The following is a 15,764-nucleotide window of genomic DNA, read 5'->3' as shown; positions in this document are numbered from 1 at the left end:
TCACCCCCTTGGCGACAAGGGCCACCAACGCGAAAACCGCGATCGTGGTGACGACGAAGGCCAGATCGGCCATCGTGAGCTCCTGGAATGAGGTTCGAATGGAACGGACGCTTAGAGGTAACCGCGCCCGTGACCGAATTCGGCCACCGTTGACGGCTCCCTGACGGCGACGCATACGCCTTTGACGCGACTCTTACGGCGGGGCGGGGATCCGGGGCGCGCGGGCCCCGCCCCGGCGGTGAAGCGGGCGCCCGCGCCACCCCCCGGGTCAGAACAGTCGGAACCGCAGCCGGCAGATCACCGCGTCCGTGTCCCGTCGTACGGCGTGGGCGACCACGGCCCCCCGCTGGTTCTGCAGCAGCCGCTGCCACAGCCGTACCGGCTCCACCTCGGCGATCAGGACGGTGACCCGGGTGTCCGGTTCCGCTGCCGAGACGTCTCGTACGTAGGCGGCGATGGGGCGGCCCAACGTGCGGCGCTCGCAGGGGAGTTGGACCAGAGGGACGCCGGGGTCCCATTGGGCCCAGGCGCGTTCCAGGGCGTGGAGGTGGGCACGGTCCTCGGGGTCCGGGTAGCAGACGGTGACCGCGCGTACCTCGTCGCCGAGGGAGGCGGCGGCCGTCAGTGCCTCGGAGGTGAGGCGGGAGAGGGACGAGACGGGCACGATCACGACGGACCGGTCGCGGTGCGGGGGGTCCGGGATGCGGCCGAGGCCCAGTCGGTCGCCGATGTGCGCGTACGCGCGGTGCACGGTCTCGAAGGCCAGCACGAGCAGCGGCAGGGTGATCACGATCAGCCAGGCGCCCTCCTCGAACTTGGTCGCGGTGACGACGACGGCCGCGACGCCGGTGAGGAGTGCGCCGAAGCCGTTCAACAGGGCCTTGCCACGCCAGCCGGTGCCGCGTTCGCCGCGCCAGTGCCGGACCATGCCGACCTGCGCGACGGTGAAGCCGACGAAGACGCCTATCGCGAAGAGCGGCACGAGGGTGTTGGTGTCGCCGCCGGAGAAGACGAGCAGCGCCGCCGAGACCGCGGCCAGCGCGAGCACACCGTGCCGGTGCACCTGGCGGTCGGCCTTGAGGGCGAAGACGTGCGGGAGGTAGTTGTCGCGGGCCAGCAGCTTCAGCAGCACCGGCAGCCCGCCGAAGGACGTGTTCGCGGACAGGGCGAGCAGGATCATCGTCGCGAACTGGATGACGTAGAAAGCCCAGTTGTGGCCGAGGGAGGCGTCCGCGAGCTGGGCGAGGACGGTGACGCCCTGGACCGGCTGGAGGTGGAAGCGGGAGATCAGCACCGAGAGGCCGATCAGCATCACGCCGAGCACCGCGCCGAGGGCGACCTCCGCGCGCTGGGCCCGCTTCGCGCGGGGCGTGCGGAAGGAGGGCACGGCGTTGGCGATGGCCTCGACGCCGGTGAGGGCGCTGCATCCGGAGGCGAAGGCCTTCAGCAACAGCAGGGTGCCGACGCTCGTGGCGTTGTCGGCGAGCGCGGAGGCGTGTCCGTCGGCGGTCGCGGTGCTCACCGGCGCGGACCGGAACAGGCCGACCGTGATCAGCACGAGGATGGAGCCGACGAAGACCACGGTCGGCACGACGAAGGCGCGGGCCGACTCGACGATCCCGCGCAGATTCACCGCCGTGACCAGCACGAGCACGGCGAGGCAGAGCCACAGCCGGTCGTCGTAGAGTCCCGGAAAGGCCGAGGTCAGAGCGGCCACACCGGCCGTGACGGCGACCGCGACGTTCAGTACGTAGTCCAGCACCAGCGAGGCCGCCGCCACCAGGCTGGTCCGCGCGCCCAGGTGGGTCTTCGCCACGGCGTAGGAGCCGCCGCCGTCCGGGAAGGCCGCGATGACCTGCCGGTACGACGCGACGAGCACCGCGAGCAGACCGGCGATGGCGAGCGTGACCGGCAGGGTGAAGCCGAGCCCGTGCGCACCGGCGGCGGCCAGCACGAGGACGATCGCCTCGGGGCCGTACGCGACCGACGCCATGGCGTCCAGGGAGAGGGCCGCGAACCCGGCGAGAGCGGTCAGCCGGTGGCGTTCGCCGGTATCCGGGGGCTCCTCGTCGGCCGGTGTCTCACCCGGCTGGACAGTCAGAACGGTCATGCTGATGGCTCCTTCACGTACGGACGCGCGGTGACGGGAATGCGCGAGTGCGCTCCAGGTTCTGTCCCGCCGCCGCCGGTTTCCCCTTCTCCTTGCGTCTTCTTCGCGCCGAACACGCGTTCTTTGACGCGAACTTGACGACCGTGTTGCCTGCGCGACCGCCCTCCCCCGCTGCGACGGCGTCAAGAAGCACCGGCCGCCCGTCAGAGTCCCGTCAAGGCCCGGCCCCCGTACGTCCGGAGTCCCTACCGTCGCCACCATGGGACGCCCCGACGACGCACCCGCGTCCGCGCACGACCGCCGGTGGAGGCGCGACCTGCGCGACACGTTCCGCTGTGCGGGCGCGCTGCTCGGACTCCTGCTGCTCGTCGACGACCTGAGCGGCCGGCTCACCCCGTGGCGTGGCGCGCTCTGGCTCGCCCTCGCCGTCCTGCTCCTCGTGGTGCTGTTCCCGGCCCGGGTCCGGGCGGGCCAGGGCTGGCTGTCCTCACGCGGCCTGCTGCGCGAACGCCGCGTCCGCACGGATCGCCTGGTGTCGGTGCGCTGCCTGGACGGGATCTCTCAACGACTGTTGCTACGGGACGAGTTGGGCGGCCGGGTCGAGATCGACCCCGATGTCCTGGTGCACAATCCCGACCTGTGGCACCGCGTCTCCGAGGGCTCCCGCACGTCTGTGACCTCGGGCTCCCTCACGTGCGGGGCGACCGCCCTGCGCCGGATCGCGGAACGCGTCGAGCGCGAGACGGCGGAGACCGTGTTCAAGGTGTCCGGCCTGGAGTAGCCACCACGGTCGAGGCCGACGGGTCCGCCCATTCGGCCAGCGGCAACGACACGACCATCGTCAGGCCACCCCCGGGTGTGTCCTCCGGCGTGAGCGTCCCGTTCATCGCCTCGGTGAGACCGCGTGCGAGGGCGAGGCCCAGTCCGAGTCCGGTGGTGTTGTCGGTGTCGCCGAGCCGCTGGAAGGGCTCAAAGAGTTTCTCACGTCCGGTGGTTGGGAGCCCGGGCCCGCGATCCACGACCCTCAACTCCACCCGGCCGCCCAGCGCACTGGCGGTGACCATGACCCGCCGCCCGGCCGGGGTGTGCCGGGCCGCGTTGCCGGCCAGGTTGGCGATCACACGTTCCAGCAGCGGCGGATCGACGAGCACCGGAGGTATCGACTCCACGTCCCGCAGGTCCACATCGGGCACGTCCGCGAGGGCCATCGGCAGCACCTCCTCCAGGCTCGTGGCCCGCAGGCTCAGGGGAAGAACCCCTGCCTCAAGGCGGCTGAGATCGAGGAGGTTCTCCAGCAGCCGGTCCAGCTTGGCCATCGACTCGTCGGCGGTGGCGAGGAGTTCGTCCCGGTCCTCTTCCGAGAACTCCACGTCCCGCCCGCGCAACGACGTGACCGCCGCCCACCCCGCCGCGAGCGGCGTCCGCAAGTCGTGTCCTACGGCCCGCAGCAGCGCCGTACGCAAGCGGTCGGCGGCCTTCACCGGCTCGATCTCGGCGGCGGCCTCGGCGAGTTGGGCCCGTTCGACGGCGGAGCCGACATGCGCGGCGAAGGCGGCCAGCACCCGCCGCTCCGACGATGACAGGGTGCGTCCGCGCAGGACCAGGAAGGCGCCGGGACCCGCGGGGACGGTCGTGACCCCGCCGCCGATCTCGTGGTCCGGTGGCCGGTCCACAAGTTCGGCCGAGTCCGTGCCGAAGGTCTCCCGCGTGCGTTCGAGCAGCGCCGGGATCGTCTGGCCGCCGCGCACGATGCTGCCCGCGAGGGACGACATCGTCTCCGCCTCGGCGGTGGCACGCGCCGAGCGCCGGGACAGTCGTAGTGAACGGTCCACCACTGCGGCCACGGTCGCCGCCACCACCGTGAACACCCCCAGCGCCAACAGGGCGTTGGGGTCGTCCAGGGTGAACTGGCCGATGGGCGGGATGAACCAGTAGTTGAGCAGCAGCGAGGCCGTGACCGACGCGATGACCGCCGAGGTGACCCCGCCTATGCAGGCCACCCCGACCACGGCGAGCAGGAACAGCAGGGCCTCGCTGGTGAGGTTGACCGTGCCGCGTACTTGGGCGAGGCAGACGGTGAGGAGCACCGGCAGCACAAGTCCCGCCACCGGCCCGGCGATCAGCCGTGCCGTCGACAGGGTGCGCCGCCGGGAGGGCAGCAGGGTGCCGCGTCCGGCCCGCTCGTGCGTGACTCGATGGACGTCGATGTCACCGGAGAGTTCCGTGACCGTCTCACCCGTGCCGGGGCCGGTCAGGAACCGCTCGAACCGGCCCCGGCGGCTGGTGCCCAGGACGAGTTGGGTGGCGTTCTCGGTGCGGGCGAAGTCGACCAGGGCGGTGGCGACACCGTCGCCGACCACCGAGTGGTAGCTGCCGCCGAGGTCCTCGACGAGCCTGCGTTGCCGGGCGAGCGAGGCATGGGACACCCCGGCGGCGAGTCCGTCGCTGCGGGCCACGTGCACGGCGAGCAGGTCACCGCCGGCGATGGGGGTCCCCCCGGTCGAGCGAAGCCGAGAGTGGGGGAGGTCGGCGATGCGGGCGGCGCGCCGGATCAGCGTGTCGCCCTCGGGCCCGCCGGTGAGCGCGACGACCACCCGCTCCCGGGTCTCCCACACCCCGCCGATCGCGTGCTCGGCGCGGTACGTGTGCAGCGCCTCGTCGACCCGGTCGGCGACCCACAGCAGCGCCAACTGCCGTAGGGCGGTGAGGTTTCCGGGCCGGAAGTAGTTGGCGAGGGCCGCGTCGATCTTCTCCGGTGTGTAGATGTTGCCGTGCGCCATGCGCCGCCGCAGCCCCTCGGGCGGCATGTCGATCAGCTCGATCTGCTGGGCCCGCCGTACGACGACGTCGGGCACCGTCTCGTGCTGCGGGACCCCGGTGATCTTCTCGACGACGTCCTTGAGGGAGGCCAGATGCTGCACGTTGACGGCGGTGACGACGTCGATGCCGGCGGCGAGCAGCACGTCGATGTCCTGCCAGCGCTTGGCGTTGCGCCCGCCGCCGGGGACGTTGCTGTGCGCGAACTCGTCGACGACGGCGACCTCGGGGCCGCGCGCGAGCACCGCGGGAAGGTCCATCTCCTCGAAGTAGCCACCCCTATAAGCGCATTGGGCCCTGGGCACCGCCTCCAGGCCGTCGAGCATCGCCTCGGTCAGCGGGCGCCCGTGGCACTCGGCGAACCCCACCACCACATCGGCGCCCCGAGCGGCCCGGCGCCGTGCCTCGTCGAGCATGCGGTAGGTCTTGCCGACACCCGGGGCCGCCCCGAGGTAGACCTTCAGTCGCCCGCGTCGTACGTCGTTCATCGCCTCCCAGACAAGCGCCCCGCGACCGCTCGGGCGGGCTTCTTGACGCGTCTCTGGCGCCGCCCGCGAGGACGTTGACACTGTCTTGACGGCGCCCGGCCGGGTTAGGGTGAGCGCGGTGTGCCGGGAAGTCTGGTCGGCGGGGAGTCCGCATGGGCTCGTCCAAGACCACAAGGGGACGGCATGCGCGGCGTCGGTACGGTTCTGGCACTCGTGGTACTGGCGACGCTGGTCGCGACGTTCGCCCGCCGCTGGCGGATCCCCGCACCCTCCCTCCTCGTGGTCGCCGGTCTCGCCGTGGCCCTGCTGCCGGGCACCCCGTCGATCGAGATCAGCCCGGACGTGATCGGCCTGGTCGTCCTGCCGCCGCTCCTCTACGCCAGCGCCGAGGACATGTCGTGGCGTGAGCTGAAAGCGGTGTGGAAGCCGGTCGGGATCCTCGCGATCGGCCTGGTCCTCGCGTCGGCGGCAGCGGTCGGCTGGGTGGCGTCGACGGTCACCCCGCTCTCCTGGCAGATGGCGCTCGTGCTCGGCGCGGTTCTGGCCAGCACCGACCCTGTCGCCGTCACCGCACTGGGCCGCCGGCTCGCCCTGCCGCCCCGGGTCCAGGTCCTGGTCCAGGCGGAGTCCCTGTTCAACGACGCGACCTCGCTGGTCCTGTTCCGGGTCGCGGTGAGCGTCGCCGTGGCCTCGGCGGCGGCCAACTGGGGTGCGGCGGGCGGGGAGTTCGTCGTCCTCGCGGGCGGCGGCACGGTCATCGGAGCGGCCGTGGCGTACGTCGTGACCCTGATCCGCCGACGTACCGAGGACCCGGTCCTGGAGACGGTGATCTCCCTGGTCACGCCGTACGCGGCCTACGTCCTGGCGGAGGGCGCCCACACGTCCGGCGTGACCTCGGTCGTGGTCGCCGGAGTCGTCCTGGGCGGCCGCGGCGACCGTCTCACCAACGCCCGCATACGGCTCCAACTGCACGCCGTCTACGGCACGGTGGTGTTCCTGCTGGAGAGCGTGGTGTTCGCCCTGATCGGCCTCGCCCTGCCCGCCCAGGTACGGGCACTGTCCGACGGCGACCGCGCGTGGCCCCTGTACGCGCTCGCGGTGGCGGGCACCCTGATCACCGTACGACTGCTCTGGCTGGCGCCGCTGTCGGCGGTGGTACAGCGCAAGGGCGGAGTGCACAGGGTGAATTGGCGGGTGCCGATGGTGTTGACCTGGGCAGGCACCCGGGGCGTCCTCCCCCTGGCGGCGGCCCTGTCGATCCCCGAGGTCACCAGGACCGGCACCACCCTCGCCGACCGCCCCCTCGTCCTGGTCCTCACCACCTCGGTCGTGGTCGTCACCCTCGTCGTCCAGGGTTTCACCCTCGCGCCGGTCGTCCGCCGCTCCGGCATCGCCCTCGAACCCGACCACACAGAACGCGAAGAGGCCTCCGCCCGCTGCCGATTGGCCGACGCGGGCATCCGCCGCCTCGACGAACTCGCCGAGCTGGAAGCCGTACCGGACGTCGTCCTGGACCGCCTCCGCCGCGGCCTCAACGCCCGCCTCGACGACGCCCGAGACCGCCTCTCCGACAACAACACCCAAGCGGCACACGCGGAATCGGCCGACCTGGTCTACCGCCAACTCCGCCGCGACCTGATCGCCGTGGAGACGGTCGAACTACAACGCCTCTACGACGACCACACCATCAGCGACACGACGCGTAGGCGGCTCCAGCGGTCGTTGGACCTGGAGGAAGCGCGGCTGACGGACGTGTGACCGCTCAGTGGAGATCGGCGGGGCGGCGCCCGCAGCACACCAGCGTCCCCATCCCGGCCCCCCGTACCCCCTAGGGGCGCGAGGAACTGCGCGACCGGCCACGACACACCCGCACTCGCCCCACAAGAGCACCCCCGAGCTCCAAGGCGACAGCACCCCGAGCCCCCACCCCCGTAACGCTGGGTATCCACCACCCCGCCCCATCCCCACCCACCCCCCATACAGCCCAACGCACCCCTAACCAGCCCGATCCCCCCTTCCCTGACGCACCCCCTCCACCAACCAGGCCAGTCTTAACGCAAGATTGACGCCGAAGGCCCCCACATCCATGGGCCCACACGTCACTCTCCGCTTACGCTGGTGCCGCCGTCCGCGTGATGGCCAGAGCCCACACGCTGACCCGCACTCCAGGAGCACGCCCATGGCCACGACCGAACACCCTCCCAGTCGTATGCGCGCCTGGATGCTGGAGGGCCTGGCCGACATGGGCAAGGGCGGACACCAGGTCGCGCAGACCGCACCGGAACCCCAGCAGCACGTCCACCAGGGACAGCGCTGGTGGCGGGTGATGTGCCTGACCGGCGTCGACTACTTCTCCACCCTCGGTTATCAGCCCGGCATCGCGGCCCTCGCCGCCGGACTGCTCTCCCCCGTCGCGACGATCGTGCTCGTGATCGTCACCCTGGCCGGCGCCCTCCCCGTGTACCGCCGGGTCGCCGAGGAGAGCCCGCACGGCGAGGGTTCCATCGCGATGCTGGAACGGCTGCTGTCGTTCTGGAAGGGCAAGCTGTTCGTCCTGACCCTGCTCGGGTTCGCGGCGACGGACTTCCTGATCACGATCACCCTGTCGGCGGCGGACGCCTCCACCCACCTGGTGGAGAACCCGCACCTGACGAGCATGCTGCACGACAAGCAGATGCTGATCACGCTGATCCTGGTCGCCCTGCTCGGCGCGGTGTTCCTCAAGGGTTTCCTGGAGGCGATCGGCGTCGCCGTGTACCTGGTGGCGGCCTACCTCAGCCTCAACGTCGTCGTCGTGATCGTCGGCATGTGGCACGTGGTCACCCAGGAACACGTGGTCACCGACTGGACCAGCGCCCTCACCACCGAACACGGCAACGTCTTCGCGATGATCGGCGTGAGCCTGCTGGTCTTCCCCAAGCTCGCGCTCGGCCTCTCCGGCTTCGAGACCGGCGTGGCCGTCATGCCGCACGTCGAGGGCGACCCGGACGACACCCACGACAACCCCAAGGGCCGGATCCGCGACACCAAGAAGCTGCTGACGACCGCCGCGCTCATCATGAGCGTGTTCCTGATCGCCACCAGCTTCATCACCACCGTGCTCATCCCGGAGAAGGAGTTCAAGACGGGCGGCCAGGCCAACGGCCGCGCGCTCGCCTATCTCGCCCACGAGTACCTGGGCAACGCCTTCGGCACGGTCTACGACCTCTCGACCATCGCCATCCTGTGGTTCGCCGGCGCCTCCGCGATGGCCGGCCTCCTCAACCTCATGCCGCGCTACCTGCCCCGCTACGGCATGGCCCCGCACTGGGCCCGCGCCGTCCGCCCGATGGTCATCGTCTTCACGCTGGTCGCGTTCCTGGTCACCTGGATCTTCGACGCCAACGTCGACGCCCAGGGCGGCGCCTATGCCACCGGCGTCCTGGTCCTCATGTCCTCGGCGGCGATCGCGGTCACCATCGCGGCCCGCCGCGCCCAGCAGCGCAACTGGACCGTCGTCTTCGGCGTCGTCTCCGCGGTCCTCCTCTACGTCACGGTCGTGAACGTCATCGAACGCCCCGACGGCGTGAAGATCGGCGCCTGTTTCATCGCCGGCATCATCCTGGTCTCCCTGCTGTCGCGGCTGGCCCGCGCCTTCGAACTCCGCGTGACGAGCGTGCAGTTGGACCCCATGGCGGAACGGTTCATCCGTGACGTGGCCAGCCGGAAGATCCGCTTCGTCGCGAACGAGCCCGACCGCCGCGACAAGGCCGAGTACCGGGACAAGATCGAGCAGATCCGCAACGACAACGACATCCCCGGCGAGGACTTCGTGTTCGTCGAGGTGACCGTCCTCGACGCCTCCGAGTTCGAGGCGGGCCTGACGGTGCGCGGCGAGGTCCTGCACGGCCGCTACCGGGTCCTGACCCTGGAGTCGTCCTCCATCCCGAACGCCCTGGCCGCGCTGATGCTCCACGTCCGCGACTCGACGGGCCGCATTCCGCACATGTACTTCGAGTGGACCGAGGGCAACCCCTTCGCCAACTTCCTCCGCTTCTTCCTCTTCGGCCAGGGCGAGGTCGCCCCGGTCACCCGAGAGGTCCTCCGCGAGGCAGAACCGGACCGCACACGACGCCCGCGCGTACACACGGGCTGACACCGACCAGGCACGACGCCCCACGCCCCCACGCCCGCACACCGGCCGCCCCGGCCAAACTCCGGCAACCTCACGCACCGGCACACCGTCCGCCCGCCCTGGACCATGCACCCACGCGATCACACCGGCCAACCCCGACCGGGCACGACCCTTCACGCCCACACACCGGCCGCCCCGCTCAAGCCCCAGCCACCTCACGCACCCGCACACCGACCGCCCTGCACCGGATGCGCCCACGCGTACACACCAGTTGACGCCAACCGGGCACGCCCCTTCACGCCCACACACCGGCCGCCCCGGCCAAGCCCCGGCAACCTCACGCACCGGCACACCGTCCGCCCGCACTGGACCATGCACCCACGCGATCACACCGGCCAACCCCGACCGGGCACGACCCTTCACGCCCACACACCCGCCGCCCCGCTCAAGCCCCGGCCACCGCACACACCCGCACACCGACTCCCCCGGACCGGCCAATGCACCCGCGCGTACACACCGGCCGACGCGGAGCCACCCCGACGCCCCCGCGCACACCGGCCGCCCCGAACCAGACCCAGCGACCCCACACACCAGCCGCCCCAGTCCGACTCGGGCAACCCGCACACCGCCTGCCCCGGCCCGACTCCGGTGCCCTCGCACACCGCCCGATCCCGACCCCAGCCACCCCGACCAACCGCACCGGCCCACCCGCACCCCCGGCCAACCATTCGAGCCCACCCGAGCCGACCCCACCGTAAGAGGCACGACAAAATCCGGCGCCGGTGTGTAAGAGCCCCGTCAGCGGCCCCCGCGGCGCGCCGTCCGCGGCCTACCGTCGGCCTCATGCGGCACAGCACCCTCCCCCCGGACCCGGCCGGCGACCGCCACTGGCGTGGCGACGCCCGGCTGGCGACGGGCTGCACGGTCGGCTTCCTCGGCATGACCCTGCTGGTCGACTGGGAGGCCGGAACCCTCACCCTGACGCGCGCGTTGCTCTGGTTCGTCCTGTCGGCGGCGCTCTTCGGAGTCCTGCTGCCGCACCGCGTCACCGCGGGGCCCGGCTGGCTCACCGTGGACAGCCCGCTGCTGCGGCGCACGGTACACACGGACGCGCTGACCGTCGTACGGCAGTACGGCGACGTCTCCACGCGCCTGCTCCTGCGGGACACGCACGGGCAGTGGCTCGAACTCGACCCCCGGGTGCTGGTCGCCAACCCCCTGCTCTGGCACGAGCTGGACACGGGCATGCGGCACTCGATGGAACGCGGCACACTGCGCCAGGGCACCGACGTCCGGCGTCACCTGGGTCATCTGATCGACGACGAGACCGCGCGGTCGGTCCTCAGGGCGTCGGGGATTTCCTGACCGCGCGACGCGTCCGGCGGATCAGGACCTTGCCGAAGCCCAGTTGCCCGGCGATCTCTATCCGCAACTCGACGGGGGCCCCGGCATCACCCGGCCCGCGCGTCCTGAGCTTGCCGTAGTTGAGCACCAGGGAGTCCGTGTCCACCACGATGCCCGGCAGCACCAGCAGCCGTAGCGAACCGAGATGCATGTCCAGGTCGATGCGCAACGTGCCCTGCGTGATCACCGCCTCGGTGAAGTCGAGGGTCACATCGCCCAGGCGCGACCGGATCTCCAGCCGGCGCGGCACCACCCAGCCGTCACCGCGCCGCGTCGAGCCGCCGTTCTGCTCGATGCGGGCGACGTCCTTCACCTCGACCGGGGTCGCGCCCGCCACCGTCGGCAGGTCGGCCGTCAGGACCGCCAACTCGCCCATCGTGCGGGCGGACAGGGCGGCCTCGACCCGCTCGTCGAGTTCCTCGGCGGTCAGTCTGCCGTCGCCGGCCGCGCCGGTCAGCACGTCCACGACGCGGTCCCGGTCCGCATGCGAGGCCCGCAACGCGGTCGTGCTCATCAGCTCACCCGACATACCCTCACCCCGATCGACGGACTGACGTTATATCGCGTTATACCTCAGAGCCAACCCCTCGTCCACCGCATCGCGTTTCTGGCCCTAGGGTTGCGCGTATGCAGTCCTACACAATCGGCCAGGCGGCGCGGCTGCTCGGCGTGAGCCCGGACACCGCGCGCCGGTGGGCGGACGCGGGCCGGGTGACCACCCACCGCGACGAGGGCGGGCGCCGGCTCATCGACGGGGTCGATCTGGCCGCGTTCTCGGTCGAGTTGGCGAAGGCGGGCGAGGTCGAGGAAGACCCTTCCTACACCTCGGTCCGCAACGCGTTCCCCGGCATCGTCACCGCGATCAAGCTCGGCGATGTCGCGGCCCAGGTCGAGATCCAGTCGGGCCCGCACCGGCTGGTCTCCCTGCTGACCCGCGAGGCCGTCGAGGAACTCGGCCTGGAGGTCGGCATGGAGGCCACCGCCCGCGTGAAGTCGACGAACGTGCACATCGACCGCGTGTGAGGCGGGCGGCGACCCCCGTCCGTCACCGCGTCACTTGGTGACCGAGTAGGAGTGCGCGCCGGTACCCGCCAACGCGCCCCCGTCCACGATCAGATACTCGTCCCGGATCGGCCGCCCCGCGAAGAACGCCTCCAGGATCTCCCGCGTGCCCGCCGCGTACCGGGCCTGCGCCGACAGCGACGAACCGGAGATGTGCGGGGTCATCCCGTGGTGCGGCATGGTGCGCCACGGGTGGTCCGCCGGAGCGGGCTGCGGGAACCACACGTCACCGGCGTAACCCGCCAACTGCCCACTGCGCAGGGCCCGGTCGACGGCGTCCCGGTCGACGATCTTCGCCCGCGCGGTGTTGATGAGATACGCCCCGCGCTTCATCTGCGCGAGCAGCTTGTCCCCGAACAGCCCCTCCGTCTCGGGGTGCAGCGGCGCGTTGACGGTCACGACGTCGCAGTGCGGCACCATGTCCTCGGCGCTGTCGTGCCAGGTCAGCCCCAACTCCCGTTCCACGTCCCCGGAAAGCCGGTGCCGGTCGGTGTAGTGCAGCTTGACGTCGAAGGGCGCGAGCCGCCGCAGCACCGCGAGCCCGATCCGCCCGGCGGCGACCGTCCCGACGTGCATGCCTTCGAGGTCGTACGAACGGGCCACGCAGTCCGCGATGTTCCAGCCGCCGTCGAGCACGACCTGGTGGGACGGCAGGTAGTTGCGCACGAGGGACAGCGTCATCATCACGACGTGTTCGGCGACGCTGATGCTGTTGCAGTACGTCACCTCGGCGACCGTCACGCCGTGCGAGATCGCCGAGTCGAGGTCGACGTGGTCGGAGCCGATGCCGGCGGTGACCGCCAGCTTGAGGTTCTTGGCGGCGGCGATGCGCTCGGGGGTGAGGTACGCGGGCCAGAACGGCTGCGAGATCACGATGTCGGCGTCGACCAATTCGCGGTCGAAGACCGAGCCCGCGCCGTCCTTGTCGGAGGTGACGACGAGGGTGTGCCCGGCCGCCTCCAGGTAGGCGCGCAGGCCGAGTTCACCGGAGACACTGCCGAGGAGCCGGCCCGGGGTGAAGTCGACCGCCTCGGGAGTGGGGGTGGTCTGGCCGCCGGGGTAGTGGTCGATCACCGGCAGGTCGTCGCGGGCGTACGAGGTCGGGTATCCGTCGATCGGGTCGTCGTACAGGACACAGAGAACCTTGGCCATGTCGCGGCTCCTCAACTCCGTTGTCGGAAGGTGCACTTCACGATCCTCGGGGTCGATCGCCCTGGTCAAAGCGAACGTTGCTATGCCGACATAGCCCGCTCCTATCAACGGCTGTCAGCGTCCGTCGCCGCCCAGATAGGTGTGCAGCAGCTCGTCGAGCGCGTCCCGTACGCCCGCTTCCCTCGCCACCTTCAACAGCGCCTCCGCCAGCACGGATCGGGGCTCACTGCGAGCGACGACCAGTCCGACCCGGGGCCCGTGCGCGGGCCCGTTCAGCGGTACGACCCGCATCCCGTCCGGTACGTCGAACATGTGCAGCCAGGCGTGCGAGATCACGCTGGACCAACGGCCCCCGGGCAGCAGGGTGTACAGCCCGGCGACGCTGTCGGACTCGACCGCCGGGGAGGCCGTCGCGCCCTCTGCCGCGAAGCACTCGTCGATGATGCGGCGGTTGCGCATCCGCGAGTTGAGCAGGCAGAGCGGAAGCGTGGCCGCCTGCGCCCAGCTCGCCCCGGAGACACCGCCGAGCGGCCCGTCGACGGGGGTCAGGAGGACGTACCGCTCCTCGTAGAGCGGGAGGCGGCGGACGTTGCGCAGGGTGTCGTCGTCCAGGTACGTCATCGCCGCGTCCAGCTCGAACTCGGCGAGGCCGTGGGTGATGTCGACGGACGCGAGCGACTCCAGAGCGACCCGGGCCTGGGGATGCCGTACGCAGAACGGGGTGGTGAGGAGGGAGGCGGCGGGCAGCGCGGTCGGCACCACCCCGAGTCGCAGCGTGCCGGTCAGTCCACCCCGCAGCACCGACAACTCCTGGTGCAGCGCGTCCCGTTCGGCCAGGATGCGGTGCGCCCAGGCGAGCACCACCTCGCCCTCCGGGGTCAGTCCCTCGTACCGTCTGCCGCGCCGCACGATCGGTACGTCCAACTCGTGCTCCAGGCGCCGGATCGCGGCCGAGAGCGAGGGCTGCGAGACGTAACAGGCCGCGGCGGCGCGCGCGAAGTGCCGCTCACGGGCGAGCGCGACCAGGTACTCCAGCTGACGCAGCAGCACGCCCAACCTCCCCTGGACTGTTGGAACGTAGAACGTGCAGGTTAGGCGCTGTCCGTCCGGCACAACAGGGCCGCCCACAGGTCGAGCCGGTCGTAGAGGCGGGAGAGGTCACGGCCGGTGAAGTGCTCGATGCGCCCGATGCGGTAGTGCACGGAGTTGACGTGCAGATGCAGTGCCTCCGCCGTCCGCGCCCAGGAACCGTCACAGGCGAGGAAGGTCTCCAGGGTCTCCAACAGGACGGCGTTGGAGCGTAGTTGGCCGAGAACGGTACGGCTGTAGGCGGTACGGACCTCCACCGGAACACCGGTGAGCAGCGCGTCGAGCCCCGTGAGCGTCGCGGCATCGGTGAGCGCGGAGCCACCCGCCCCAGCGGTGCTCCGCGCCGAGGCGAGCGCGTAACGCGCCTCCGCCAGCGCCCCGTTGAGCTCCCGCGCACTGTCTACGGGCGCCCCGGTCCCGCCGTGGAGCGGCACCGCTGGTTCGGCCGCGGCGACAAACGGCCACACCTCGTGCAGCGCGTCGGCCTCGGCCCCACTCACGACCGCGAACGCGGCCCCGTCCGGCAGCCGTCCCACGGCACCCGCGACCGCCGTGCCGTCCGGCAACGTATGCGCGACGACTTCCGCCAACGCCCCCTCCGCCAGCCCCGCCCGCTGCGCCCCGGTCTCCGCGACGAGCACCCGGTACGGCCCGTCGTCCGGCAACCCACAGGCCCGCAGCGCAGCCGCCACAGCCGCGCCATCGACACCCGGCACGGCGAGCAGCGCCCCCAACTCATCGGCCGTCTGCCGCTCTTCGGCCCGTGCGCGGACCCGCGCCTCCTGGCAGCGCCCCAGCACCGAGGCCAGCTCGTGCACCATGCGCGGCGGCGCGTCGTCGGGGTCGGGAAGGTAGAGGTGCCAGCGCTCGTACGGCGAGACCCCGTCGGCGTCGACGGGTACGGCCTCCGCCAGCAGGCCGGCCGCCCTGCCCACCGGTATCGCGGGGGCACCCGCCGTCGCCGCGACCGACCGTCCGGAGGGCGTGAGGACATACGCGACGGCCCGTTCGAGATGCGCGAAGGCCGTGGTCACGATCGGCTCCGGCCCCGCGCCCTGCGCGGCCATCCGGCTCAGCCGCCCGCGCACGTTCTCCGGCAGTGTGTGCCGACGGCTCAGCTCGCCCCAGCGGCCGAGGTAAACGGTGTCGGTGATCGCGCGGAACATGATGTGCGCCGGTACGGCGGCCACCGGCACCCCGTGCCGCACACAGGCCTCGACGAGATCGTCAGGCACCGAACCGTGCGTCTCCTCCCCCGCGAGCAGCGCGGCGGCCCCCGCACCGCGCAGCGCGGACACGAACCGCTCGGCCCGCCCGGGCCCGTCCTCGGCCGACCACCACACGAGCCCGCTCAGCACGACCTCGTCCCGCCGCACGAACCGCGCGGGATCCTCCAGGTCGGTCACGGTCACTCCGCTGATCTCCCGGGCCAGCTGGGTGTCCTCGGCCCACAGCAGGCGCAGGCCGAGGGACTCGTCCTGAAGAAGGTGTTCGACGTGCATGGTTCCGGCTCCTCGCATCTCGCATT

General features: G+C 71.4%; 11 protein-coding genes. 5 read left to right on the top strand and 6 right to left on the bottom strand.

Annotation, left to right across the window (positions count from 1 at the left end; translation table 11 throughout):
* Positions 1-268: 268 nt before the first annotated feature.
* Entirely contained in the window at positions 269-2,110 is a 1,842-nt protein-coding gene (locus OG226_RS40350; protein ID WP_329351707.1) for an APC family permease, read from the bottom strand.
* A gap of 259 nt (positions 2,111-2,369) precedes the next feature.
* Here OG226_RS40350 and OG226_RS40345 point away from each other — a divergent pair, with 259 nt between their 5' ends.
* On the top strand, positions 2,370-2,891 hold the full coding sequence (locus OG226_RS40345) for a hypothetical protein (protein ID WP_329351706.1): 522 nt from the start codon (positions 2,370-2,372) through the stop codon (positions 2,889-2,891).
* Here the strand turns inward: OG226_RS40345 and OG226_RS40340 are convergent.
* Positions 2,869-5,415, bottom strand: coding sequence for an ATP-binding protein (locus tag OG226_RS40340; RefSeq protein WP_329351704.1), 2,547 nt, complete (start codon positions 5,413-5,415; stop codon positions 2,869-2,871). The genes OG226_RS40345 and OG226_RS40340 overlap by 23 nt on opposite strands.
* A gap of 183 nt (positions 5,416-5,598) precedes the next feature.
* On the opposite strand from OG226_RS40340, the gene OG226_RS40335 reads away from it, so the two are divergent.
* The 3 genes from OG226_RS40335 (at position 5,599) to OG226_RS40325 (ending at position 10,894) form a co-directional block, all read left to right on the top strand.
* The gene (locus OG226_RS40335) at positions 5,599-7,173 is read left to right on the top strand and encodes a Na+/H+ antiporter (protein ID WP_329351703.1); all 1,575 of its coding nucleotides are present in this window, start codon (positions 5,599-5,601) and stop codon (positions 7,171-7,173) included.
* A 421-nt stretch (positions 7,174-7,594) separates the two neighbouring features.
* Positions 7,595-9,550, top strand: coding sequence for an amino acid transporter (locus tag OG226_RS40330; protein ID WP_329351701.1), 1,956 nt, complete (start codon positions 7,595-7,597; stop codon positions 9,548-9,550).
* A gap of 822 nt (positions 9,551-10,372) precedes the next feature.
* Positions 10,373-10,894 carry a hypothetical protein gene (locus OG226_RS40325; RefSeq protein WP_328684647.1) on the top strand — a complete coding sequence of 174 codons (522 nt, stop codon included), beginning with the start codon at positions 10,373-10,375 and terminating at the stop codon, positions 10,892-10,894.
* Here OG226_RS40325 and OG226_RS40320 read toward each other — a convergent pair.
* Entirely contained in the window at positions 10,872-11,462 is a 591-nt protein-coding gene (locus OG226_RS40320) for a DUF1707 domain-containing protein (RefSeq protein ID WP_443044868.1), read from the bottom strand. The two genes, OG226_RS40325 and OG226_RS40320, sit on opposite strands and share 23 nt — an antisense overlap.
* A gap of 98 nt (positions 11,463-11,560) precedes the next feature.
* Between OG226_RS40320 and OG226_RS40315 the strand changes: the two genes are divergently transcribed.
* Complete coding sequence (locus tag OG226_RS40315; protein WP_019059368.1) at positions 11,561-11,956, top strand: TOBE domain-containing protein; 396 nt, start codon at positions 11,561-11,563, stop codon at positions 11,954-11,956.
* Between the two features lie 30 nt (positions 11,957-11,986).
* On the opposite strand, the gene OG226_RS40310 is transcribed toward OG226_RS40315, so the two are convergent.
* From OG226_RS40310 to OG226_RS40300, 3 genes are all read right to left on the bottom strand, one after another.
* Complete coding sequence (locus OG226_RS40310) at positions 11,987-13,147, bottom strand: NAD-dependent formate dehydrogenase (protein WP_328684645.1); 1,161 nt, start codon at positions 13,145-13,147, stop codon at positions 11,987-11,989.
* Positions 13,148-13,261: 114 nt separating this feature from the next.
* Positions 13,262-14,197: a LysR family transcriptional regulator gene (locus tag OG226_RS40305; RefSeq protein ID WP_328684644.1), complete on the bottom strand. Its 936-nt coding sequence runs from the start codon at positions 14,195-14,197 to the stop codon at positions 13,262-13,264.
* A 41-nt stretch (positions 14,198-14,238) separates the two neighbouring features.
* A complete protein-coding gene (locus OG226_RS40300) occupies positions 14,239-15,738 on the bottom strand; it encodes a helix-turn-helix domain-containing protein (protein ID WP_328684643.1) in 1,500 nt (499 codons plus the stop codon).
* Positions 15,739-15,764: the final 26 nt, after the last annotated feature.

This window comes from Streptomyces sp. NBC_01261 (assembly GCF_036226385.1).
GTDB lineage: Bacteria > Actinomycetota > Actinomycetes > Streptomycetales > Streptomycetaceae > Streptomyces.
Note: the sequence above shows the minus strand (reverse complement) of the source record. Positions and strands in the feature narration are given on the sequence as shown.